18 protein-coding genes and 1 pseudogene are annotated in these 20,377 nt (G+C 61.0%); 9 read left to right on the top strand and 10 right to left on the bottom strand.

The features are described from left to right. Positions 1-56: 56 nt before the first annotated feature. From FN060_RS01575 to coxB, 3 genes are read right to left on the bottom strand one after another with little or no spacing between them, the layout of a single operon-like run. The gene (locus FN060_RS01575) at positions 57-410 is read right to left on the bottom strand and encodes a hypothetical protein (protein ID WP_142586582.1); all 354 of its coding nucleotides are present in this window, start codon (positions 408-410) and stop codon (positions 57-59) included. Continuing rightward, the gene (ctaD, locus tag FN060_RS01570; RefSeq protein WP_142586581.1) at positions 407-2,920 is read right to left on the bottom strand and encodes a cytochrome c oxidase subunit I; all 2,514 of its coding nucleotides are present in this window, start codon (positions 2,918-2,920) and stop codon (positions 407-409) included. Before ctaD ends, FN060_RS01575 begins: the two co-directional genes overlap by 4 nt. Beyond that, positions 2,917-3,588: a cytochrome c oxidase subunit II gene (gene coxB, locus FN060_RS01565; RefSeq protein ID WP_244665655.1), complete on the bottom strand. Its 672-nt coding sequence runs from the start codon at positions 3,586-3,588 to the stop codon at positions 2,917-2,919. Before coxB ends, ctaD begins: the two co-directional genes overlap by 4 nt. Before the next feature lie 57 nt (positions 3,589-3,645). Here coxB and FN060_RS01560 point away from each other — a divergent pair, with 57 nt between their 5' ends. Beyond that, positions 3,646-4,146 carry a DUF2231 domain-containing protein gene (locus tag FN060_RS01560; protein WP_142586579.1) on the top strand — a complete coding sequence of 167 codons (501 nt, stop codon included), beginning with the start codon at positions 3,646-3,648 and terminating at the stop codon, positions 4,144-4,146. On the opposite strand, the gene FN060_RS01555 is transcribed toward FN060_RS01560, so the two are convergent. Then, entirely contained in the window at positions 4,124-4,624 is a 501-nt protein-coding gene (locus tag FN060_RS01555) for a CopD family protein (protein WP_142586578.1), read from the bottom strand. The two genes, FN060_RS01560 and FN060_RS01555, sit on opposite strands and share 23 nt — an antisense overlap. 489 nt (positions 4,625-5,113) lie before the next feature. Between FN060_RS01555 and FN060_RS01550 the strand changes: the two genes are divergently transcribed. After that, complete coding sequence (locus FN060_RS01550; protein ID WP_142586577.1) at positions 5,114-5,545, top strand: DUF3775 domain-containing protein; 432 nt, start codon at positions 5,114-5,116, stop codon at positions 5,543-5,545. A gap of 54 nt (positions 5,546-5,599) precedes the next feature. Next, entirely contained in the window at positions 5,600-6,253 is a 654-nt protein-coding gene (locus tag FN060_RS01545) for a phosphoribosyltransferase (RefSeq protein ID WP_142586576.1), read from the top strand. A gap of 45 nt (positions 6,254-6,298) precedes the next feature. Here FN060_RS01545 and gdhA read toward each other — a convergent pair whose 3' ends face one another. Then, positions 6,299-7,660: an NADP-specific glutamate dehydrogenase gene (gdhA, locus tag FN060_RS01540; protein ID WP_142586575.1), complete on the bottom strand. Its 1,362-nt coding sequence runs from the start codon at positions 7,658-7,660 to the stop codon at positions 6,299-6,301. Positions 7,661-7,988: 328 nt separating this feature from the next. Here gdhA and FN060_RS01535 point away from each other — a divergent pair, with 328 nt between their 5' ends. Further along, the gene (locus FN060_RS01535; protein ID WP_142586574.1) at positions 7,989-8,513 is read left to right on the top strand and encodes an Hsp20/alpha crystallin family protein; all 525 of its coding nucleotides are present in this window, start codon (positions 7,989-7,991) and stop codon (positions 8,511-8,513) included. 95 nt (positions 8,514-8,608) lie between these two features. On the opposite strand, the gene FN060_RS01530 is transcribed toward FN060_RS01535, so the two are convergent. The 3 genes from FN060_RS01530 to FN060_RS01520 all read right to left on the bottom strand — a co-directional run bounded on the left by FN060_RS01530 (position 8,609) and on the right by FN060_RS01520 (position 12,123). After that, entirely contained in the window at positions 8,609-10,135 is a 1,527-nt protein-coding gene (locus FN060_RS01530) for a bifunctional aminoglycoside phosphotransferase/ATP-binding protein (RefSeq protein WP_142586573.1), read from the bottom strand. Positions 10,136-10,168: 33 nt separating this feature from the next. After that, positions 10,169-10,990, bottom strand: a complete 822-nt coding sequence (locus tag FN060_RS01525) for a universal stress protein (RefSeq protein ID WP_142586572.1) — start codon at positions 10,988-10,990, stop codon at positions 10,169-10,171. Positions 10,991-11,058: 68 nt separating this feature from the next. Further along, positions 11,059-12,123, bottom strand: coding sequence for a hypothetical protein (locus FN060_RS01520; protein WP_142586571.1), 1,065 nt, complete (start codon positions 12,121-12,123; stop codon positions 11,059-11,061). A 147-nt stretch (positions 12,124-12,270) separates the two neighbouring features. On the opposite strand from FN060_RS01520, the gene FN060_RS01515 reads away from it, so the two are divergent. Further along, on the top strand, positions 12,271-13,245 hold the full coding sequence (locus FN060_RS01515; protein WP_142586570.1) for a ribose-phosphate diphosphokinase: 975 nt from the start codon (positions 12,271-12,273) through the stop codon (positions 13,243-13,245). A 27-nt stretch (positions 13,246-13,272) separates the two neighbouring features. Here FN060_RS01515 and FN060_RS01510 read toward each other — a convergent pair whose 3' ends face one another. Next, entirely contained in the window at positions 13,273-13,713 is a 441-nt protein-coding gene (locus FN060_RS01510) for a host attachment family protein (protein WP_142586569.1), read from the bottom strand. 135 nt (positions 13,714-13,848) lie between these two features. On the opposite strand from FN060_RS01510, the pseudogene groL reads away from it, so the two are divergent. After that, a pseudogene (groL, locus tag FN060_RS01505) lies at positions 13,849-15,469 on the top strand (chaperonin GroEL). Positions 15,470-15,554: 85 nt separating this feature from the next. On the opposite strand, the gene FN060_RS01500 reads toward groL, so the two are convergent. After that, positions 15,555-15,854: an ArsR/SmtB family transcription factor gene (locus FN060_RS01500; protein ID WP_142586568.1), complete on the bottom strand. Its 300-nt coding sequence runs from the start codon at positions 15,852-15,854 to the stop codon at positions 15,555-15,557. A 155-nt stretch (positions 15,855-16,009) separates the two neighbouring features. On the opposite strand from FN060_RS01500, the gene FN060_RS01495 reads away from it, so the two are divergent. Genes FN060_RS01495 through FN060_RS01485 form a run of 3 tightly spaced genes read left to right on the top strand, consistent with a single transcriptional unit; the run spans position 16,010 to position 20,377 of the window. After that, complete coding sequence (locus FN060_RS01495; protein WP_142586567.1) at positions 16,010-16,210, top strand: YgaP family membrane protein; 201 nt, start codon at positions 16,010-16,012, stop codon at positions 16,208-16,210. Between the two features lie 10 nt (positions 16,211-16,220). Beyond that, positions 16,221-17,183: an efflux RND transporter periplasmic adaptor subunit gene (locus tag FN060_RS01490; protein ID WP_142586566.1), complete on the top strand. Its 963-nt coding sequence runs from the start codon at positions 16,221-16,223 to the stop codon at positions 17,181-17,183. Then, on the top strand, positions 17,180-20,377 hold the full coding sequence (locus FN060_RS01485; protein ID WP_142586565.1) for an efflux RND transporter permease subunit: 3,198 nt from the start codon (positions 17,180-17,182) through the stop codon (positions 20,375-20,377). Before FN060_RS01490 ends, FN060_RS01485 begins: the two co-directional genes overlap by 4 nt.

Here is a 20,377-nt window from a genome sequence, read left to right as displayed (position 1 = left end):
CAACTGCTACCAAAGTAGCGCCGGAACCTTAATCGACCGGAAAAGAAGGTCAGGGATCACGTCCCGCAGAGGGTCAGGGAAATGACGCCGATGAAGGTAAACGGCGTTGCGACGGCCGCACCCAACCAGACGTAGCGCGAGAGTTCCCGGGTGAAGTCCGTCAGATCGTCCACCTTTGATGGGTCTGGTCGCGTCGTCCGCTTCTTCCAGGAAAGAAGCATGACAGCGCTGGTGCCAAGGGCCGCCAGTATCACCAAGGTCCAACGCAGGGCCGGGTAGTAGCCTGCAATGGCCGAAGCCTCTCCGCCCGCGAGATGGCAACCGGCCGCCTGAACCCCATAGAGCAGCAGGAAGAGGACGCTCCACAGAGCGAAACCCGCCATGATGGAGAGGAGCGGAGGCACCTTCATCGGGATGTCTCTCCCACAAGCGCCACGAGCAGGATCGGGAAGGCCAGTGCAGTCAGCCCCACGGCCGCGCTGTAGCCGTGCCAGAGTTGACCGATGCGCAAATCCAGAAGCCTCTTCCGGGAAACATAGCCCTTGCTGATACGGAAAAGGCCGAAGGAGGCCAGCACCACCCCGATACTGTTGTGCAGGGTCGCAAAAGCGATAACAACGAAGATACTCGCTCCGGCGCCGTGAGCTTGAGCCTGCGGCCAGACCAGCAGCAGGAGCCAGCCGAATATCGCAACGGCAACAAGCTGGCAGACCATGTTGAGCAGAAGCAGGCGCGCCGCGTCCGGTGCGACTTGAACGGCTCTGTGACCCGTCCATGCTGAGATCACCAGGGCCGTGGCTGCGACAAGAGCCGGAAGGGGATCAATGGCCGAGATTTCCGCCGGCGGCCAATTGGGGGCGGATATCCAGAGGAACAGCGCACCGAACAGAAGCGAGATGAACGCCGTGGCATCGGCGACCAGGGCAAGCAGCATGGCCCACCAGGCAGGCGGGTAGGGAGCCTGCATATGCGGTGGAAGAGCCAGACCGTGCCCGATATCCAGGTCCTCAAGGTCCTCCTTCTCGGCGGTGTCACCCGTCCAGAGGAGGAACAAGGCGGTGACGAGCGCGAGAGCCAAGGGTGCCATCCAGTAGACCTTGAACAGGAGCGCCAGGAAAAAGCTGCCCGTGGCAACAGCTGTCGCGAAAGGAAGAAAGGTCTGACGAGGCAACCGGACGACATGGTCGGGACGCCCGCTGGCAATATCGACGGCAAGGAGTTCCATGCGTCCGTTGCGCGGCATGCCGAGATACCCTTCGCCGGCGGCCAGTGCCGGTCCCAGACGATCGGGATCGAGTAGATCGGCGCGGTGCTCGACCGAAGGGAGGGACGCGAAGTTGTAGGATGGAGGCGGCGTCGGCATCGCCCATTCGAGGGTGCCGGCCTTCCATGGATTGCGGTGGTAGCGCCTGCCGAACCGGAACAGCAGGATGAAATCCAGAGCGATCAGCGCGAAACCCATGGTCATGACGAAGCTGCCCATGGAGGAAATGAAGTTCAGCGTCTCCCATCCGGATTCCGGAGGATACTCGAAGACCCGTCGAGGCATGCCGCGCAGACCCGTCAGGTGCATCATGAAGAAAGTGACGTTGAACCCGATGAAGACCATCCAGAAGGCGGCCTTGGAGAGGTGCTGGACCGGCTGCCGCCCACTGATGTGCGGAAGCCAGTAATAGGCGGCAGCAAGCATCGGGAAGACGAAGCCTCCGACCAGAACATAGTGGAGGTGAGCGACGACGAAATGCGTGTCATGTGCCTGCCAGTCGAAGGGCACCATCGCCAGCATCACGCCCGTCAGACCGCCGATCACGAACACGAAGAAGAAGCCGAAGATGTGCAGCATCGGGACGGAAAAACGGGGGTGGCCATGGCTGATCGTCGCGAGCCAGGCGAAAATCTGGATCGCCGTCGGCACCGCCACCATGGCGCTGGCTGCCGAGAAGAATGACAAGGCCACATGGGGAATCCCGACCGTGTACATGTGATGCACCCAGAGCCCGAAGGAGAGAAAGGCCATGGACACCAGTGCCGCGATGATGATGCGGTAGCCGGCGAGCGGCGTGCCGGCAAAGACCGGCAGGATGGTTGAGATCGCCCCCGCAGCCGGTAGGAAGATGATGTAGACCTCCGGATGCCCGAACAGCCAGAAAAGGTGTTGCCAGAGGAGGGGGTCTCCGCCGCGGGTCGGGTCGAAGAAAGGCAGCCCGAATGCCCGCTCGACCTCGAGCAGCACCGATCCCAAGATGAGCGGCGGGAATCCGACAAGCATCATGGTCGCGACGACGAGCATGTACCAGGCGAGGATCGGCATCTTGTCTAGCGACATTCCCGCCGCACGCAACTTGAGGATCGAAACGATGATCTCAATTGCCGCGGAGAGCGCGGAGATTTCGACGAAGGTGATGCCAAGCAACCAGACGTCTGAATTGATGCCGGGGGAAAAGATGTTGGAGGACAGCGGCGTATACATGAACCAACCGCTATCGGGGGCAACTCCTCCGATGAGCGCCGCGATCAGTATTGTTCCTCCGAACAGGTAGCACCAGTACCCGTAGGCAGACATGCGCGGAAAGGCGAGGTCGCGCGTTCCGAGGAGCTTGGGGAGGAGGTACATCGCGCCGCCCTCGAAAAACGGGATGGCGAAGAGGAACATCATCACCGTGCCGTGCATGGTGAAGACCTGCGCATACTGCTCGGCGTCCATGAAGGCGCTTTCCGACGAGGCGAGCTGCGTCCGGATCAGCATGGCCAGGAGGCCGCCGATCGTGAAGAATACGAGCGCTGTCAGCATGAAGCGCTTGCCCACGATGTTGTGGTTCACGGCAGCTAGTCGCGCCCATCCAGGCGGCGTTCCCCATACCTTTTCGAAGGCCTTGTGGCGGGCGATGGGGGAAGGCTGCAATCCCGTATTCTCCCTCATCGGATCTCCTCCTGCGCCAAGGCAGCCGCATAGTCCGTTTCCGCATGCGCCTGAACGAGGAAGCGCATGCCAGCGTGACCCGCGCCACAATATTCGGCACACTGGCCGCCAAAGCGGCCCGGACGATCCGCCTTGAGACGGAGATATGTCGTGTGACCAGGGACCGCGTCGATCTTGCCTCCCAAGCGCGGGATCCACAGACTGTGGATCACATCATCGCTGGTGACGGCGAGTTCGACCGTCACCCCTGCCGGAATATGGAGGATGCCTTCCGTGACCGCTGCCTGGAAGTGTTCCGGATAGCGGAAGTTCCATGCCCAGCGGGTGGCCTTCGCTTCTATCCTGATCGTGTCGCCTGTATGATCGGTGCCGCCCCGCAAGAGGTATTCACCTTGCCAGAAGGCGTAGAAAGTCAGCGCAAACAGGATGGGTAGCGGCAGCACCAGTCCACCGCCAACGATCCAGAAGCGGGGAGAAAAGCGCCTTCCGAATTTCGGAACGAATACCGTCGCCAGGAAGAGCCCGACCACTAGGATGAAAAGGAGGATCGAGGCGATGAGCATCACCCACCAGAGCCGGGCAATGGATGCGGCGGAAGGGCCGGCGGGATCCAGTGCGGAGAGATCGCCGGTGCATCCCGACAGAGCGACAAAGGCGGCAAGCCCCAACGGGTACTGGAACCATGGGCGGGATCGCCGGATTATAGCCGCAAAAGGAGAACCCGGATGGACGAGACAGCAAACACTGCCAACCCGGTTATTTCCAAGCTGGAGGAGAAGGACGTCAGCTCCGCCGTCGCGGTCGCGGGCCACCCGCTCCACGCGATGAGCGTCCATTTTCCCATCGCGCTGGTGTTCATAACCCTTGCAATCGACCTCCTGTACTGGTGGTCCGGCGATCCTTTCTGGCTCCGGACCGGCCTCTGGTCGGCAGGTGGTGCTTTTTTTTCCGGTATGGCCGCGGGTGCGGTCGGAACTGTGGAACTGCTGTCGGTCGCCGGAATTCGCGAACGCGTCGCCAGCTGGGCGCACGCGATTGCAGCGATGATGTTGATCGCTCTGGCTGGACTCAATTGGGGCCTGCGCGTGACCGATGCCGCGGAAATCCTGCCGCACGGGCTCCTCGTGTCTGTTCTGACGGCGGTCATGACCGGCATGGCCGGCTGGCATGGTGGCAAACTGATCTTTGATCATGGCATCGGGCTCATGGTAACGGCCAAGGACTGAGCGTCCTGATGAGGCGCTGCAGCCCGCCGGGCTCCAGGATGTCCCTGTTCAGCTCTACCGTTAGGGCGGGCTTGGCAAGCACCACGAAGAGGATGATCACGACGACCGCACCTGTGACTGCCGTGGCAAGCAAAAACCTCCAGACCGGGTAAACCTCTCCTTCCCGGAAAAGACGGATGATGACGAGCCCCGTCAGTACGTGAAGCATGACCAGCAGGGCGACGAAGAAGAGCTTGACCGAGAACCACCCCGCGAATGTCTGCTGGCCGAAGATGAGCGCGATGCCGCTTCCGACGGCAAGGAACGCGGCTGGAGAAATGACCGCGACGTAGCTGAAGCGTACGATCATCTGCAGTTGATAGAGCGCTCGGTCATCCCTCACATGTGCCCGTTGTACATAGAGGGCCGGGAGGCTGAGGAGGCCACCTGCCCAAATCGCAATTGCCGCTATGTGCAGGAACTTCAGCGCACCGATCATGCTTCACACCGCGAGGAGCGCGGACAGAATCGAGCCTGCCCAGCCGTGATCACTGCTGGAGTTGCAGAGGGATGCGGGTTTGCCCGGGTGTATTCTTTCGCCTTTGCCGGAATGCACATGAGGCAGGATGTAGCGCGACGAGTAAAAGCTTCTAGGATGGCGGCGGATGCCAACTTCGTGATTCCTTGTGATGGCAGGATTCGCTACCGGTTGCATGAAGCTCGTCACGTTTCGCGGCGGGGCGATGGCCGGGCGCCGCTGTACGGCCTGGGCCGGCTTCGCCAGGCTCTCCATTCCTGTAGGCACTCGGGCAGGAGAGTCACTTCGCTCGGCGCTTGCAGTACGAGCGTGCAGGGGGAGTCCTGGAGCGTGCCCTCCTTGACTGCAGTCAAGGTAGCCTCTCCGGCTGTGTCGTAACCTCTCCCTGTTCGAAGCGGCAAATACTCCGCGACCAAACAGATACAGCTTGTTCCAGGATGGAGATGAGTGATGAAATACCGAAACGATCCTGATCCGGTGCCGTTGGAAATCGCGGTCGAGAAGGTCTGCTTCCTGATCATCAAGGCCAGGGAGTTCGACGTGAAGGAGGAGGATACGGATCCGGACACCGGCTCCAATCCGACTGACGACGGGGAAATCAATGTTCTTGAGGACACCGCGGATGATCCGGTCGAAGAGGAACTGCGCTCGCTGATCGATGACCTGTCGATCGAGGAGCAGATCGACCTCGTGGCGATTTGCTGGCTCGGGCGCGATGACGCCAACGCCGCCTGGAGCGAGATCCGGGCCCAGGCTGCCGAAGCCCACAATCGCCATACGGCCAGCTATCTGCTCGGTGACCCATTGCTGGCGGATCATCTGGCCGAAGGTCTGGCAGCGCTGGGGCATTCCTGCGAGGATGTCGAGCGACAGTATCTCTGACCTTGAGAAAGCGGCAGTGGGGCCAGTTCCATGCCGAGCTGAGGGGGCAAGACAATGTTCTCTGATCGTAACGACGCCGGGCGCCAGCTTGCAGTTGCCCTGCAGTCCTATGCCAGCCAACCTGTCATCGTGTTTGCGCTGCCGCGTGGCGGGCTTCCGGTAGCGCTCGAAGTGGCAAAGTCTCTCGGGGCACCGCTGGAGCTGGCGCTGGTCCGCAAGATTGGTCTCCCGTTCTACCCGGAGGTGGCCATGGGAGCCGTGATGGATGGGGACCCTCCGGCCGTCATCCGCAACGCGGAGGTGATCTCGCATCAACAGATCTCCGAGCGGGACTTCCAAGCATGCCTGAAACGCGAGATGGCGGAGGTCCAGCGTCGTCGTGGCGTCTATATCAGCGACCGGCATGGCCGCGACGTCCGCGGCAGGACGGTAATCATCGTCGATGATGGTCTGGCGACGGGTGCGACGATGCGGGCCGCGATCAAGGGGCTTCGTGCGCGGCGACCGGACAAGATCGTGGTCGCGGTTCCCGTTTGTGCCCTCGATGTCCTGCCTATGATCCGCCTCGAGGCGGACGATGTGGTCTGCCTCGAGGCGCTTTCGGATTTTCAGGCTGTCGGGATGTATTACCGTCATTTCCCGCAGTTGACGGATCAGGACGTGCTGGATGTCCTGAAGCAGGCCGAGAAGATCGATCCCGCACGTTGAGGGCCGGCGAGCCGACGGCCCGCTTTAGCGCGAGTGTACGGCCGCTCAGATCACGCCAAGCGCGTCCATGGCCTGCGCAACCTTGACGAAACCGGCGATGTTGGCGCCGAGGACATAGTCGCCAGGTGCGCCGTATTCGTCAGCAGTGCCGGCGCAGGTGTCATGGATGTTCTTCATGATCACCGCGAGGCGTGCCTCGGTCTGTTCGAAGGTCCAGCTGTCGCGCGAGGCGTTCTGCTGCATCTCCAGAGCAGAGGTGGCGACGCCACCCGCGTTCGCAGCCTTGCCGGGAGCGAAAAGGACGCCGGCTTCTTGGAAGATGCGGATTGCTTCCGGCGTGCAAGGCATGTTTGCGCCTTCGCCCAGTGCGACGAGGCCGTTCTTCACCAGCGTCTTCGCGTCGGCGCCGGTCAGTTCGTTCTGCGTCGCAGACGGCATGGCAACATCACAGGGTACATCCCAGATGGAGCCGGAGTCGGCCTTGACGAAGTAGACGCCCTTGCCTTCTCCCTTGGCGCGGAGATAGTCGGAGATGCGGGCACGCCGAACTTCCTTGATTTCCTTCAGGAGCTTCAGGTCGATACCGTTCTCGTCCACGATATAGCCGGAACTGTCGGAAACCGCGAGGACCTTGCCGCCGAAGGACTGTACCTTCTCGACGGTATAGACCGCGACGTTGCCGGAGCCGGACACGACGACGTTCCTTCCATCGAAACTCTGGGCCTTCGTGGCAAGCATGGATTGGACAAAGTAGGTGTTGCCGTAACCGGTCGCTTCCGTCCTTGCGCGGGAGCCCCCGTAGAAGAGGGCCTTGCCGGTAAGTACGCCTGCTTCGTAGCGATTCGTCAGACGCTTGTACTGCCCGAACATGTAGCCGATCTCGCGTCCACCGACGCCGATATCGCCTGCCGGCACGTCCGTGTATTCACCGATATGGCGGTGAAGCTCGGTCATGAAGGATTGGCAGAAGCGCATGATCTCGCCATCCGATCGGCCACGGGGGTTGAAGTCGGAGCCCCCCTTGCCGCCACCGATCGGCATGCCGGTCAAGGCATTCTTGAAGGTTTGTTCGAAGCCGAGAAACTTGATGATGCCGACATTGACGGACGGATGGAAGCGGATGCCGCCCTTGTAAGGGCCCAGCGCCGAATTGAACTGGACCCGAAAGCCGCGGTTGATCTGAACTTGGCCCTCATCGTCGACCCAGGGCACGCGGAAGATGATCTGTCGTTCCGGCTCGCAGATGCGCTCGATCAGCGCATTCTCCAGGTAGCGCGGGTGCTTTGCGATCACCCGTCCAAGGCTCTCCAGGACTTCCCTTACGGCCTGATGGAACTCTACTTCGCCTGCGTTGCGCCGCAGGACCTCCTGAAGGACCGGCTCAAGCTTCTCGTCTACATTGACCATGATCACACCACTGACTGCGCAGAAATTAAGCAAATGCAAATTGCAATACCGGAAAGCCGTCGGATGTCGATGAGATTTTTCGCACGAGAAGCCTGTCGAACGCTTCAGGGGAGAGGCGTTTTGCCGCAGTGATGCGTCATGAGGCCGTCGGGCGCCTTCCGTCGGCACGGCGCAAACATCGGGCGGCGCGATGGTCGGCATGTCGGCTTTGATGCGCATCAATGTGAGCGGAGCCCAATCGCTCTTCGATGGTGGGGCCGGTTACGCCAGCCGTGGATCAGAGCCGGAAGCATCCCAGATGCCACACCTTTGCCGAAAGGAGAGAATCATGACTGATGCAAACAACAAGCTGCCCGCCAAGGAGAGTGAGAAGTCGGTGCAGCAGGACAATCCCTGGTCGCCTTTCGTGACCCTGCGGACTGAGATCGACCGCCTGTTCGACAGCTTCCTTCCTTCGTCCTGGCGCCCTCTTGAGCGTTCCGTTCTCGCTTCTGGCCTGCCGTCGCTGAGCGGATGGGCTGTTGCCCCTGCCGTGGATGTTGTCGAGAAGGAAAGCACCTTCGAGATCAGTGCCGAGCTCGCCGGCATGGACGAGAAGGATATCGACGTAAAACTGTCCAACGGCTTCCTGACCATCCGGGGCGAGAAGCAGGAAGAGAGAGAAGACAAGCAGAAGGAATATCATGTCTCGGAACGGCGCTACGGTTCGTTCCAACGGACGTTCAAGCTCCCCGAAGGCGTCGATGCCGACAAGGTCGAGGCAACCTTCAAGAAGGGCATCCTGCGGATCATCCTGCCCAAGAACGCTGAAGCCAAGAAGAACGAGAGGAAGATCAATATCAAGGCGTCCTGAGGGTTACGGTACCAAGAGGCGCCGACGTGTCGCCGGCGCCCACGTCCGATCGGGTCTTTGCGGTAGAGGCGGAAGCGCAGCCCCGCGAGGCGGTACTACCCACGGATTGCGGCTAAGATTGCGTCTGAGACCGCTTCCGTTGAGCCGGAGGCGTCGAGGTGCAGCCAGCCGATATGATCCTGCCCTCGCTCCAATTGCTGCGCAAGCACGCTTGTGTCCGCATCCGAGGGTCCCCCCATACGGTGCCTCACCCGATGCCATAGAACTGCCGGATCGGCCTCCAGCCAAACTCCGAGGAAGGGGACGCCGGCATGTCTGGCGACATCTTCGATCGCCTTCCTATCGCCAGGGCGCTGGTAAACAGCATCGACCAAGGCGCATCCGCCTCGCTCCAAAATGAAAGCGGCACGCCGCTCGAGTTCGCGATACACCTTCATCGAGACCGCCGGCGGATAGGCGGAGGCTGGCAACCGGCTTTCGGCGGCCACACCATGCTTGCTCTTGCGTATCCGATCGCTTTCGATGATCCTCGCGCCGGGTGCACGCCCAATATCGCAGGCAAGGAGCTCTGCGACCGTTGTCTTGCCGGAGCCGCTCAGTCCGGCGATCGCGACGAGGCTTGCACCCGACGTCTGCAGCAGGTCGAGCGCCAGGACGTAGTAAGATCTCGCCTCGGTCGAAAGTACTGCAGCCCGGTCCCTCTCTGCCTCGCAGGCTTGTGTTGCCGTCACGTGAGCTCGAACCGCGGCGCGTGTCGCCATGAAGAACGGCAGGAGCCCGAAGCCGTCATCATCCTGCACTTCGTCAAGGTATCGGTTGAGGACAAGATTGGCCAACCTCCGGAGACCGCGGTGCCAGAGATCCGTCAGCAGAAAGGCGAGGTCATAGAGAACGTCCGAGATGGCGATCTGAGGATTGAACTCTATGCAGTCGAAAAGGTGAGGTGCGCCTTCAAACATGCAGATGTTGCGAAGATGAAGGTCGCCGTGGCAGCGTCGGATTCGACCTGCCTCTGCTCGGCGGTCAAGAAGCGCCGTGTGTTCATGCAGTCGCGCCCTGAAGAGTTTCGATATCGCCTGGACTTCATCTTCCGAGAAGACGCTGCTCGTGCGAAATCCGGCTTCATTGATGGCGAGAACTCGCGCGATGTTTTCTGAGCCTGTGCCGCTGGAAATGACCGGCGCAGCGTGATGAAAGCGTGCGATCGACCGGGCGGTCTCAGTCATCAGTTCGGGCGTCAGCCTGCCGTCGAGCGCCATGCGGTCGAAAAGCGACTCCTGTGTGAACCGCACCATCTCCACGACGGTATCCACATGCCTTCCGACGCCATCGAATGCGAGTTCGCCGGTATCCTCCAGGGTAATCCTGCGTATGCCGAGGTAAAGCGTCGGGGCCGTCAGCCTGTTGAGGACCACCTCCTCCTGGCAGGCATGATGGCGGAGCGCTACCGTGGAGAAGTCCACATAGGGAAGCCGCACAGCCCGCTTCAGCTTGTAGGCACGATCGCCGGCAAGGAAGACTTCCGAGATGTGCGTGCGTATCACCTCGACGGGCCCCGCGACTCCATAGCTCTCACGGGCACTCAGAAAGGACCCAACGCTGGTCTGGTCCTCGACTATCACTGGAGCAATCCCTCCGCTCTGACTTCCCTTGATCTAGTGCGCCATGAGTACCGGCAAACTTGGCCCCTGCAGAACCGACGCCGTCACGCCCCCGAATATCCACTGGCGCATTCGCGAATGTCCGTAGGCCCCCATGACCATCAGGTCCGCCTGGATTTCTGAAGCGTGCTGCTGCAGCACCGTCTCCACGGGGCGCCCATCGCTGGCCAGCTGATCGACCACGACCTTCACCCCATGACGGGCAAGATAGGCGGCGGCATCTGCGCCGGGCTCCTCACCATCGCGGGCCTCCGGATCGACGATGACGAGGTTGACCTGATCTGCATCGACGAGCAGCTTCATGGCCGCTGTCGCCGCATGCGCAGCCCCGGGCTTGGAGTCCCATGCAAGGAGAACACGCTTCGGCTTCAAGGTGATGGTTCCCTTGTCAGACGCCAGCAACAGCGGTCGACGTGCGTGAAAGATGACAGCGTCGACCACTACGCGCCTGAGGTCGGCAAGGCCGGATACGCCCCTTCCGATCACCGCAAGGTCGCTGTGGAGGGCCTTCTGGAACAACATGTCATCGAGGGGGGCTTTCTCAGCGAACGCGATCGCCACCTCGTGGGTCAGTCCGCTCGACTGGCACTGCTGAACGGCACGACTTCTCACAGCCTCCAACTGCCGGGATGTTTCCTCGCGGCGTTCGATCCAGCCGATCCCGACGGGATAGTCGCTCACCGTCGGCGGTTCGGCGATGCCCGCCGCCGCCACCACGAGATGCGCCCCCACCTCCGTCGCCACCTGAATGGCAGAGGAAAGATCCTCGCTGGCTTGTTCGCTCCCGAGGATGGACAAGATCGTCATTGCGGCCATGAGGTGCTCTCCTTCGATGCTGGCAAATTAAGGTGGTGCTTGACCTGCGGCCATGATCCGCGTCAATTTCAGGCCTTCCGATCGCAGTTATGGGAGAGCCTTTGGGTGATTGGGCCCGGCTGTCCTGTGCCGGTTTGCTCCAGGTGCTCCAGTGCCAGGCGAATGTAGCGGTCCGTCTTGTCGATCCAGGGGCTGGCTTCCTTTGCGCTCCCATCCAGCAGGTGGGACAATGCCATGCGAGCCCGCATGGTCGCTCTGAAGGCGCCGTAGAACGCAAACAACGGAGGAGATGCCGGGCCTTCCAAGCGCGCGGTTAGCTGTCGGAACACGGTGGCCGCAATATCGCTCGCGCCCAGGAAACTGCACTCCATGCCCAGGAATGCGATCTCGTCGAATGGATCGAGCATGCGCAGGGTCGGGTCGAATTCCAGACAGTCGAAGATAACAAGGGGTTCGGTGAAACATACATGCTCCGGCCGAAGGTCTCCATGGCCTTCGACAAACCGGCCCTCGACGATGCGCTGGAGGATTGCCGGGCGGAATACGGCCAGATGTGTGTCGATGCGGTCCAGCGCATGCCTGGCGGCGGAACGGTCGAAACCGTAATCTGCATGCTCCAAAACCTGCCGGTTGAGATCCTGCTGGTGTTCAAGCGCCCGGAAATGCTGTTCTGCATCAAGACGAGGGGAAGGAGCCGAGCGATAGAATTCCGTCAGCCGGTCAGCCAGAAGCTGGACATGCCGTGGTGTCAGCCTCTTTTCACGGAGCATCACGTCCATAAGACACTCGTCGGGAAGACGCCGCATCTCCACCAGCCAGTCGATGACCTCGCCACGACCTCCAAATCCGAGTTGTCCGTCGTCCAGCCGTCGAAGCGGGATCACGCGTTTGTAGACATCCGGCGCAAGACGCCTGTTCAGCCGGACCTCCTCGCGGCAGTTGTTCTCCCGCGCTCGAACGCTAGTGAAGTCCACGAACGGCATGCGCACGGGCTTCTTGAACTTCAGCACCCGCTGATCGCATATCAGCACAAACGACATATGTGTTTCGCGAATGGTCACGCTGCTGCCGGCGGGCGCCGACGAGACGAGGTATGTCGAAAGAAAATCCAGTTCCTCGCGAATGCGGTTCATGGGTAGATTGGGCCTCCAGGGCAGCAGTCTTAGAGACAAGATCATGCGTCGCCGTGCGTCAATCGCCAATGACCATCGTTTGATGCCGATCATGGCGGAGAACTTTGGCAACTGTTGAAGTGACGCCACGAAACGCGGAGCGAAACCATGCAGGATCAGAATTTCCCTCGATCTCCTCTGCTTTTTTCCCTCGGGGCCGATCGGATCCTCGGCGAGCAGGTGGCACGAGCTCTCGCTCTTCCGCTGAGCCCGGTCGAGGAGCGCCGATTCGAGGATGGCGAACAGAAAGTAAGGCCGCTTATCAGCGTTCGTGGCCGCGATGCCTATGTCTTTTCCAGCCTGCATGGCGACAGCCAGGACACGGCCAATGACAAGCTGTGCCGGCTGCTGTTCTTCATAGGATGCCTGAAGACCAATGGCGCAAGGCGCGTGACGGCTGTGTCGCCCTATCTCTGCTACATGCGCAAAGACCGCCAGACGAAGGAGCAGGATCCGATCACGGGGCTCTACGTCGCGCAACTGCTGGAGGCGGTGGGAACGGACCAGGTGATGACGCTCGAAGCCCACAACCTCTCTGCGCTCCAGAACGCATTTCGCCGGCCGACCCTGCATCTCACCGCACATGGCCAATTCGCCGAGCGGATGATCGAGATTGCTGGCGATGCGGAATTCTGCGTCGTATCCCCCGATCTGGGCGGAGCGAAGCGGGCGGAGGCATTCAGGGAGCTCCTGGAGGCGAAATTGGGCCGTCCCGTCAACAAGGCGTTTCTTGAAAAGCAGAGAAGCAGCGGGCTGGTTACCGGGGACCTGTTCGCCGGCGATGTTGCAGGACGGGTCGCGATCATTATCGACGACCTCATCAGTTCCGGAACCACGATGGCCAGGGCGGCGGAAACCTGCCGGAAGAACGGCGCAGAGCGTATCTATCTCTGTGCCACCCACGCGCTGTTTTCTCCGGGCGCCCGAGCGACACTGGCCTCTACGACGATCGATGGGATCATCGTCACGGACAGCGTCGCTCTCGAAGAGGGGTGGGCAGGAGCGAAATCGCTCACCGTCCTGCCTATCGCCGGACTGCTTGCTGCCGCCATCTCCGGCGATGCGAACATTGCGCATCGCTGACCTCGGCGAGCGCCCGTTCGGATGGCGTCAACTCAGGCGCTTCTCTATGTCGGCGATCGGAAGGTTCACGAGATCCTTTGCGATCTCTGCGACGACGAGGTTCTGCACGGAGGCGGGAACAGCCTTGCGAAGCTCGGCCAGCGCGCGCGGTGCCGCGACGAGAATGACGGCTGGAACGGTCTGCTGGCTGCAGACCTCGCCCAGTGCCTCAGCCACACGCTGGATGAATCGCTGCTCCTCGGCATCATGCATGTCTGCCTGCCCCATGCTGCTCCGATGGCTGCCCATCGCGGCGCGTCCGGGTCGATCTGTTCCCTGCTCACGGGTTGCAGGATTCGGTTCGGCTTCGACCACCTGCTCGACCGTCAGCTTGAGAGACTGCGGGATGCCATCGTTCCTGAACACGATGGCCTTCCGGCCGTCTGCAACAAGTACCCTGGCATTCTTTCGTATCGCAACGTCCGACATCTTCGTTGGCTCCGTTTGGTGTCCGGCACGATCCTATCGTGGCCGGCGCGCAGTCCTTTGATCGACGTCAAGATTGTTCCGAGCAGTTGAGGCATTCTTAACTCACTAAGGCTGCCACAGCATTGGAGCGTCATCATGGTGCATAAACAGGTTCTGTTTAGAGCAGAGGCCCGCGGCAAGGTACTTCACGGGGCGAGTCAGCTGGCGGACGCGGTCCGCATCACCCTGGGCCCTCGATCAAAATCCGTCCTGATCGAGCGGAAATGGGGAACGCCGATCGTCTGCAATGATGGGGTCACAATCGCCAAGGAGTTCGATCTCAAGGATCCGGAGGAAAACCTGGGCGCTCGCATGCTGCGGGCCGCCGCGGAGAAAACCGGCGAAGTGGTCGGCGACGGCACCAGCACCTCCACCGTGCTGGCCCACGCGATCCTGGCCGACGGCCACCGCAATGTCATTGCGGGCGCCAGTGCCATCGACATCAAGCGAGGTCTCGACCGTGCGCTCGCCCGCACGATCATTGCCCTAAAGGCGCTGTCCAGACCCGTCACGACAGACAAGGAGAAGCAGCAGGTCGCCGCAATCTCGGCCCATAATGACGAGGCAATCGGCCAACTCGTTGCGGATGCCATGTCCAAAGTCGGGGAGGAAGGTGTCATCGCCGTCGAGGAATCGAAGACGATGGAAACCAATCTCGACGTCGTCGAGGGTATGCAGTTCGACCGCGGCTACATCTCGCCCTACTTCGTCACCGATGGCGAAAAGATGGAAGCTGTTCTGGAGGACGTCCGTATTCTTGTCTTTGATCGCAAGATCAGCGCCCTGACCGACCTCGTCCACCTCCTGGAGGAGATTGCCAAGTCGGGGCGCCCCTTGCTCATCATCGCAGAGGACATTGAAGGCGAAGTTCTGGCAACCCTGATCGTCAACCAGATTCGTGGCACGTTTCGGAACTGCGCCGTGAAAGCGCCGGGATTTGGAGATCGTCGCAAGGCGATGCTCGAGGATATCGCAGTCCTCACCGGCGGCCAGGTCATCTCAGAGGAACTGGGTTTCAAGCTCGAGAACGTGACGCTTTCCCAGTTGGGCTCCGCAGCGCGAGTCGTCGTTGACAAGGACAGTACAACCATCATCAGCGGTGGTGGGGACAAGCAGAAGATTGGGGCGCGGGCGGAGCAGATCCGCCGGGAGATCGCCAAGACGACAAGCGATTATGACCGTGAGAAGCTGCAGGAGAGGCTCGCCAAGCTTGCGGGAGGCGTTGCGGTCATCCGGGTCGGGGCGCCCGCCGAAGCCGAGATGAAGGCTAAGAAGGACGCGCTTGACGACGCGATCAACGCGACAAAGGCCGCTGTAAAGGAGGGTATTGTTCCCGGTGCGGGTTTGGCGCTGCTGCGATGCATTCGGGCGGTTGAGGAAGAGGAGGGGGCGTGTGAGGGCGATGAGCGTACCGGCGTCCAGATCCTCAAGCGTGCGCTTGAGGCGCCAGCGCGACAGATCGCCGAGAATTCCGCCGTTGACGGAGGCCGTTGTCGTGGCAAGGATGATGGAAAGCGAGGGCAATCTCGGTTTCGATGCAGCCCGTAACCGCTACGTCGATCTCATGGAGGAGGGAATTGTCGATCCGACGAAGGTGGTGCGCGTGGCGCTGGAAAATGCCGTCTCCGTTGCGAGCATCCTGCTGCTCACCGAAGCGACGATGACGGAGATACCGGAACCGCCGGCGCAACAAACTGCAGCGTCGATGCCGATGTAGGATGCGAGACCGCGCTATAAGCTCGCGTCACGCACTCTCGATGCAAATCCGGACTGCGGGTGGATCGCCCGCCGCGGCCATCTTCCTACACCTTGCAGAACTTGGTGTAGAGGATGGCCATGATGTCGACCACTGCTGGATCTGCGATGAAATAGTGGAGGGTCCGATGCTCACGACGAAAATCAACGATCCCCTCCTTCTTCAGCTTTGCCAGATGTTGAGAAACCGAGGTCTGGGCGATGCCGGTAGCCTCGATGATTGCGGTCACGCTGCGTTCGCCCTGCGCCAGCTCACAGAGGATACGCAGACGGTGAACATTGGCGAGGCCACTCATGAAGTCGGCGGCGATATCGGCCTTCTCAGCGATTGCTTCGGCAGCATCCATTGCTCGATCCTAGATATTGCATTTTTCTCATATCATAAATATGTGAAGTGTCACCGTCCATTCAGCGGGCGGATCAACTGGAGAAGACGGGTATCCCCGAGCTGAACGACCCGCGCGACCGTGGTCATGGCTTAACACGTCAAAGGAAAAAGATGATGACTCTTGATCGTTCCGTTCTCGCCTTTGCGGGCTTCATGGTACTTCTGTCAGTGGTGCTGACGGTATGGGTATCTCCCTACTTTGTCTGGCTGACGGTCTTTGTCGGGACCAATATGCTGCAATCAGCCTTCACCGGCTTTTGCCCCGCCGCCATGTTCTTCCGTAAGCTTGGTATCCGTTCGGGCACCGCCTTCTGAGGATTGACCCATGCGCCTTCTTTTGCTTGTCGCAACTCTTCTGTTTGCCGGTGGCGCTGTTGCCGAGACCATGAAGCTCGAGCCGGTAACGGTGACGGAGTGGAAGTCGGTCTACGGCACCATCCAGGCAAGAACGACGGTGCCGGCGCGAGCCAGGATCGGCGGCTCGGTCGTCGCCATTATGGTCACGGAAGGCGATACGGTGACGGCAGGCCAAAAGATAGCCGAGGTGAAGGACGAAAAGCTAGCCTTCCAGATTGCCGCATTGGACGCCCAGATTGCTGCGCTGGGGTCGCGACTGGCGACGGCACAAACGGATGTTGATCGAGCCGAAGCGCTGATCGGCCGGGGAGCAGTGACGCAGCAGCGCCTCGATGAGCTGCGCTCACAGGCCAGCGTCCTGCAGAACCAGATTACAGCCACCGAAGCCGAGCGTTCGCTCGTCTTGCAGCAGCAGTCGGAGGGTGATGTCAACGCGCCTGCCGATGGCAAGGTGCTGACGGTCCCCTTGACCCAAGGTGGGGTGGTGATGCCAGGTGAGTCGCTCGCGACGATCGGTAGTGGCGGGCTGTTCCTGCGGCTTTCGGTTCCGGAACGGCATGCAGGCCTCATTCGGCAGGGCGACGAACTCCGCATCACGCTCGACGGGCGGCAGATGGAAGGCCGGCTGGCGAAGATCTATCCGCAGATCGAGAATGGTCGCGTGACGGCGGATGTGGAGGTTGATGGCCTTCGGACGTCCTTCGTCAATGCACGGGTTCTGGTTCAACTGCCTGTGGGAACGCGTCAATCTCTGCTCGTACCCAGCGATGCGGTGACGACCCGCGCAGGAGTGGAGTTCGTAACACTCAGGGATGGCGACCGAACGGTCGAGCGAGTCGTCTTGTCCGGCCAGGTGATCAATCAGCCTGATGGCGTCTTTACGGAGATACTGACGGGACTTGCTGCCGGCGATGAGGTTGTACTGCCGTGACACCGGAAAACGATCGACTGGGAATTGCCGGTCTTCTGACCCGCTCCTTCATCCGCTCGCCGCTGACGCCCCTGTTCCTGCTGGCATCGCTCGCCTTCGGCATGATCGCGCTGGTAACCCTTCCACGCGAGGAGGAGCCACAGATCTCAGTCCCCATGGTCGACATCCATGTTCGTGCCGACGGATTGAGAGCGGAAGACGCGGTCAAGCTAATCGCAGAGCCCTTGGAAACGATTATCAAGGGCATCGATGCGGTCGAGCACGTCTATTCGCAGACGCAGGACGACCAGGTCCTGGTTACGGCGCGTTTCTTTGTCGGGACCTCGCCCGACACCGCCGTACTGCGCGTTCACGACAAGGTCCAGGCGAACATGGACCGCATTCCGATAGGGATTGCGCCACCCCTGATCGTCGGGCGCGGCATAGATGATGTCGCGATTCTGGCATTCACTCTTTCGCCGACGATCGAGGCTGCGGAACGCATCACCGCAAACGACCTGACGCGGGTTGCTCGTGAAGTGCGTACGGAGCTTTCGAAGGTCGAGAATGTCGGTCTGACCTACCTCGTGGGTGAGGCCAACGAGGTGATCCGGATAGCGCCGGAGACGGAGAAGCTTGCCCTCTACGGCGTGACGCTGCAACAGCTTGCGCAGAAGGTGAACGGGGCCAACCAGTCCTTCCCGGCGGGCACCGTGCGGGATCGGGAGCAGCAGATCAGCCTGGTCGCCGGCGAAACGCTCGCGACACCTGCGCAGATCGGCAACCTTCTGGTCACCACGCGTGACGATCGTCCTATCTACCTGCGCGACCTCGCGGAGATCAGCCTGGCTTCCGATTCAGCTGAAAACCTGACTGCACGCCTCGTGCGCAGTGGTGATGGCTTGCAGCGGCTACCCGCCGTGACGATCGCCATCGCCAAGAGGGCAGGCGCCAATGCAGTCGATGTGGCCCATGCGCTGACGGCGCGAATTGAGGCCCTGAAGGGCTCTCTGATTCCCGGCGACATGAATGTCGATATCAGCCGTGACTATGGGGAGACTGCTAACGAGAAGGCCAACGAGCTCCTGCTTCATCTGGGGCTGGCCACTGTATCGATCATCATCCTCGTCGGTATGGCGATCGGTTGGCGCGAAGCGGCAGTGGTTGCAATCGTCATTCCCGTGACCATTCTCCTCACCCTGTTTGCCTCCCAACTCATGGGTTACACGCTCAATCGCGTTTCCCTGTTCGCGCTGATTTTCTCGATCGGCATCCTCGTCGACGATGCCATCGTAGTGATCGAGAATATTTCTCGCCACTGGGCGATGGGTGACGGCCGCACCCGGTATCAGGCGGCCATCGAAGCGGTCGCCGAAGTCGGCAATCCGACCATCGTCGCTACGCTTACCGTGGTTGCGGCGCTCCTGCCCATGCTGTTTGTTTCCGGTATGATGGGCCCGTATATGAGCCCGATCCCGGCAAATGCATCTGCCGCGATGATTTTCTCCTTCTTCGTCGCGGTGATCGTAACGCCTTGGCTCATGCTGAAGTTTGCCGGCCGCGCGGCCCCGCATCATGGTGATGCGCATGCGCAGGGCGGGCTTGTGGGCCGAGCCTATGTCGCCATGGCGCGACCGATACTTCAGTCAAAGGGCAGAAGCTGGCTTTTCCTGCTTGTCGTGGGTGTCCTGACGCTGGGCTCGCTCTCGCTGTTCTACACCCAGCATGTCACGGTCAAGCTCCTGCCGTTCGACAACAAGTCCGAGCTTTCCGTCATCATAGACCTGCCGGAGGGTTCTTCGGTGGAAGCGACCGATGGCGTGGTCCAGGCGATGGCGCGCACGGCGATGGAGTTCGAGGAAGTCCGTGCCGCCGATACCTATGCCGGGTCGGCTGCCCCCTTCAACTTCAACGGGCTTGTGCGGCACTATTATCTGCGTGGTGCAAGCCACCAGGGAGAGGTGGCGCTGACGCTTTTCGGAAAAGGTGATCGCTCGCGAACCAGTCATGACCTCGCTCTTGCGATTCGCCAACGACTGGCTGACGTGTCAACGCCAGCCGGCACGAGCATCAAGGTTGTGGAACCTCCGCCTGGTCCGCCGGTCATGTCCACCCTGCTGGCCGAGATCTACGGACCGGACGCAGAGACGAGGCGGCAGACTGCGATGAAAGTCGAGGAAGCCTTCCGCATGGTGCCCTTCATCGTCGACGTCGACAATTCCTTTGGGGAGCCGGCGAGGCGGCTGAGGGCCACCATATCCACGGACGATGCGGAGTTCTTCCATGTCGAGGAGGGGGACGTCCTGGATACGCTCTCGATTCTCAACAGCGGCAAGACGATCGGCTACTCGCATCGCGGCGGTGGCCGCCCGCCGATCCCGATCCGGCTCGAACTGCCGAAGAACCGGAGGGTGATGGACGAGCGTTTCCTGACGACCCCAATTCCTGCGAACGCGCTGCCGGGTGGACGCAGTGTGGTCGAACTCGGGGATGTCATCCGCGTTGCCGAAGAACCGGCTTCCTTTCCGATCTTCCGGCGCAACGGTCGTGCGGCCGAGATGGTGACAGCTGAGCTGGCGGGTGACTTCGAGGCGCCGCTCTACGGCATGATCGCCGTGCAACGGGCGCTGGATTCGCAGGACTGGAGCGGTCTGCAGAAGCCGGAGATTTCCCTCCACGGCCAGCCACTGGATGAGACGCAGCCGACCCTGCTTTGGGATGGCGAATGGGAAGTCACCTGGGTGACGTTCCGTGACATGGGAGCGGCCTTCGGCGTCGCCCTGTTGGGGATCTACATCCTCGTCGTCGCGCAATTCGGCTCGTTCAAACTGCCACTGGTGATCCTCACCCCCATCCCGCTCACCTTCATCGGTATCCTTCTCGGCCACTGGATGTTCGGAGCGCCGTTTTCGGCAACCTCGATGATCGGCTTCATAGCTCTTGCAGGCATCATCGTCAGAAACTCGATCCTGCTTGTCGATTTCATCCGCCATAGCGGGTCGGACAGGTCGTTGACGGAGATACTGATCGAAGCCGGCGCCGTACGGTCCAAGCCGATCCTGCTGACGGCGCTGGCTGCAATGATCGGTGCCGCGGTGATACTGACCGATCCGATCTTCCAGGGGCTGGCGATCTCGCTGCTCTTCGGATTGGCTTCATCGACGCTGCTGACGGTCCTGGTGATCCCGGCCATCTATCGCGTGCTCCGCACGTAA

The sequence above is a fragment of the Pseudorhizobium halotolerans genome (genome assembly GCF_902153235.2).
Classification (GTDB): domain Bacteria; phylum Pseudomonadota; class Alphaproteobacteria; order Rhizobiales; family Rhizobiaceae; genus Neorhizobium; species Neorhizobium flavum.
Note: the sequence above shows the minus strand (reverse complement) of the source record. Positions and strands in the feature narration are given on the sequence as shown.

What these genes read in the sequence shown, in the direction of transcription:
- FN060_RS01575 (WP_142586582.1), bottom strand. Translation starts at nt 410, where the DNA reads ATGAAGGTGCCTCCGCTCCTCTCCATCATGGCGGGTTTCGCTCTGTGG.
- ctaD (WP_142586581.1), bottom strand. Translation starts at nt 2,920, where the DNA reads ATGAGGGAGAATACGGGATTGCAGCCTTCCCCCATCGCCCGCCACAAG.
- FN060_RS01560 (WP_142586579.1), top strand. Translation starts at nt 3,646, where the DNA reads ATGGACGAGACAGCAAACACTGCCAACCCGGTTATTTCCAAGCTGGAG.
- FN060_RS01555 (WP_142586578.1), bottom strand. Translation starts at nt 4,624, where the DNA reads ATGATCGGTGCGCTGAAGTTCCTGCACATAGCGGCAATTGCGATTTGG.
- FN060_RS01550 (WP_142586577.1), top strand. Translation starts at nt 5,114, where the DNA reads ATGAAATACCGAAACGATCCTGATCCGGTGCCGTTGGAAATCGCGGTC.
- FN060_RS01545 (WP_142586576.1), top strand. Translation starts at nt 5,600, where the DNA reads ATGTTCTCTGATCGTAACGACGCCGGGCGCCAGCTTGCAGTTGCCCTG.
- gdhA (WP_142586575.1), bottom strand. Translation starts at nt 7,660, where the DNA reads ATGGTCAATGTAGACGAGAAGCTTGAGCCGGTCCTTCAGGAGGTCCTG.
- FN060_RS01535 (WP_142586574.1), top strand. Translation starts at nt 7,989, where the DNA reads ATGACTGATGCAAACAACAAGCTGCCCGCCAAGGAGAGTGAGAAGTCG.
- FN060_RS01525 (WP_142586572.1), bottom strand. Translation starts at nt 10,990, where the DNA reads ATGGCCGCAATGACGATCTTGTCCATCCTCGGGAGCGAACAAGCCAGC.
- FN060_RS01520 (WP_142586571.1), bottom strand. Translation starts at nt 12,123, where the DNA reads ATGAACCGCATTCGCGAGGAACTGGATTTTCTTTCGACATACCTCGTC.
- FN060_RS01515 (WP_142586570.1), top strand. Translation starts at nt 12,271, where the DNA reads ATGCAGGATCAGAATTTCCCTCGATCTCCTCTGCTTTTTTCCCTCGGG.
- FN060_RS01510 (WP_142586569.1), bottom strand. Translation starts at nt 13,713, where the DNA reads ATGTCGGACGTTGCGATACGAAAGAATGCCAGGGTACTTGTTGCAGAC.
- FN060_RS01500 (WP_142586568.1), bottom strand. Translation starts at nt 15,854, where the DNA reads ATGGATGCTGCCGAAGCAATCGCTGAGAAGGCCGATATCGCCGCCGAC.
- FN060_RS01495 (WP_142586567.1), top strand. Translation starts at nt 16,010, where the DNA reads ATGACTCTTGATCGTTCCGTTCTCGCCTTTGCGGGCTTCATGGTACTT.
- FN060_RS01490 (WP_142586566.1), top strand. Translation starts at nt 16,221, where the DNA reads ATGCGCCTTCTTTTGCTTGTCGCAACTCTTCTGTTTGCCGGTGGCGCT.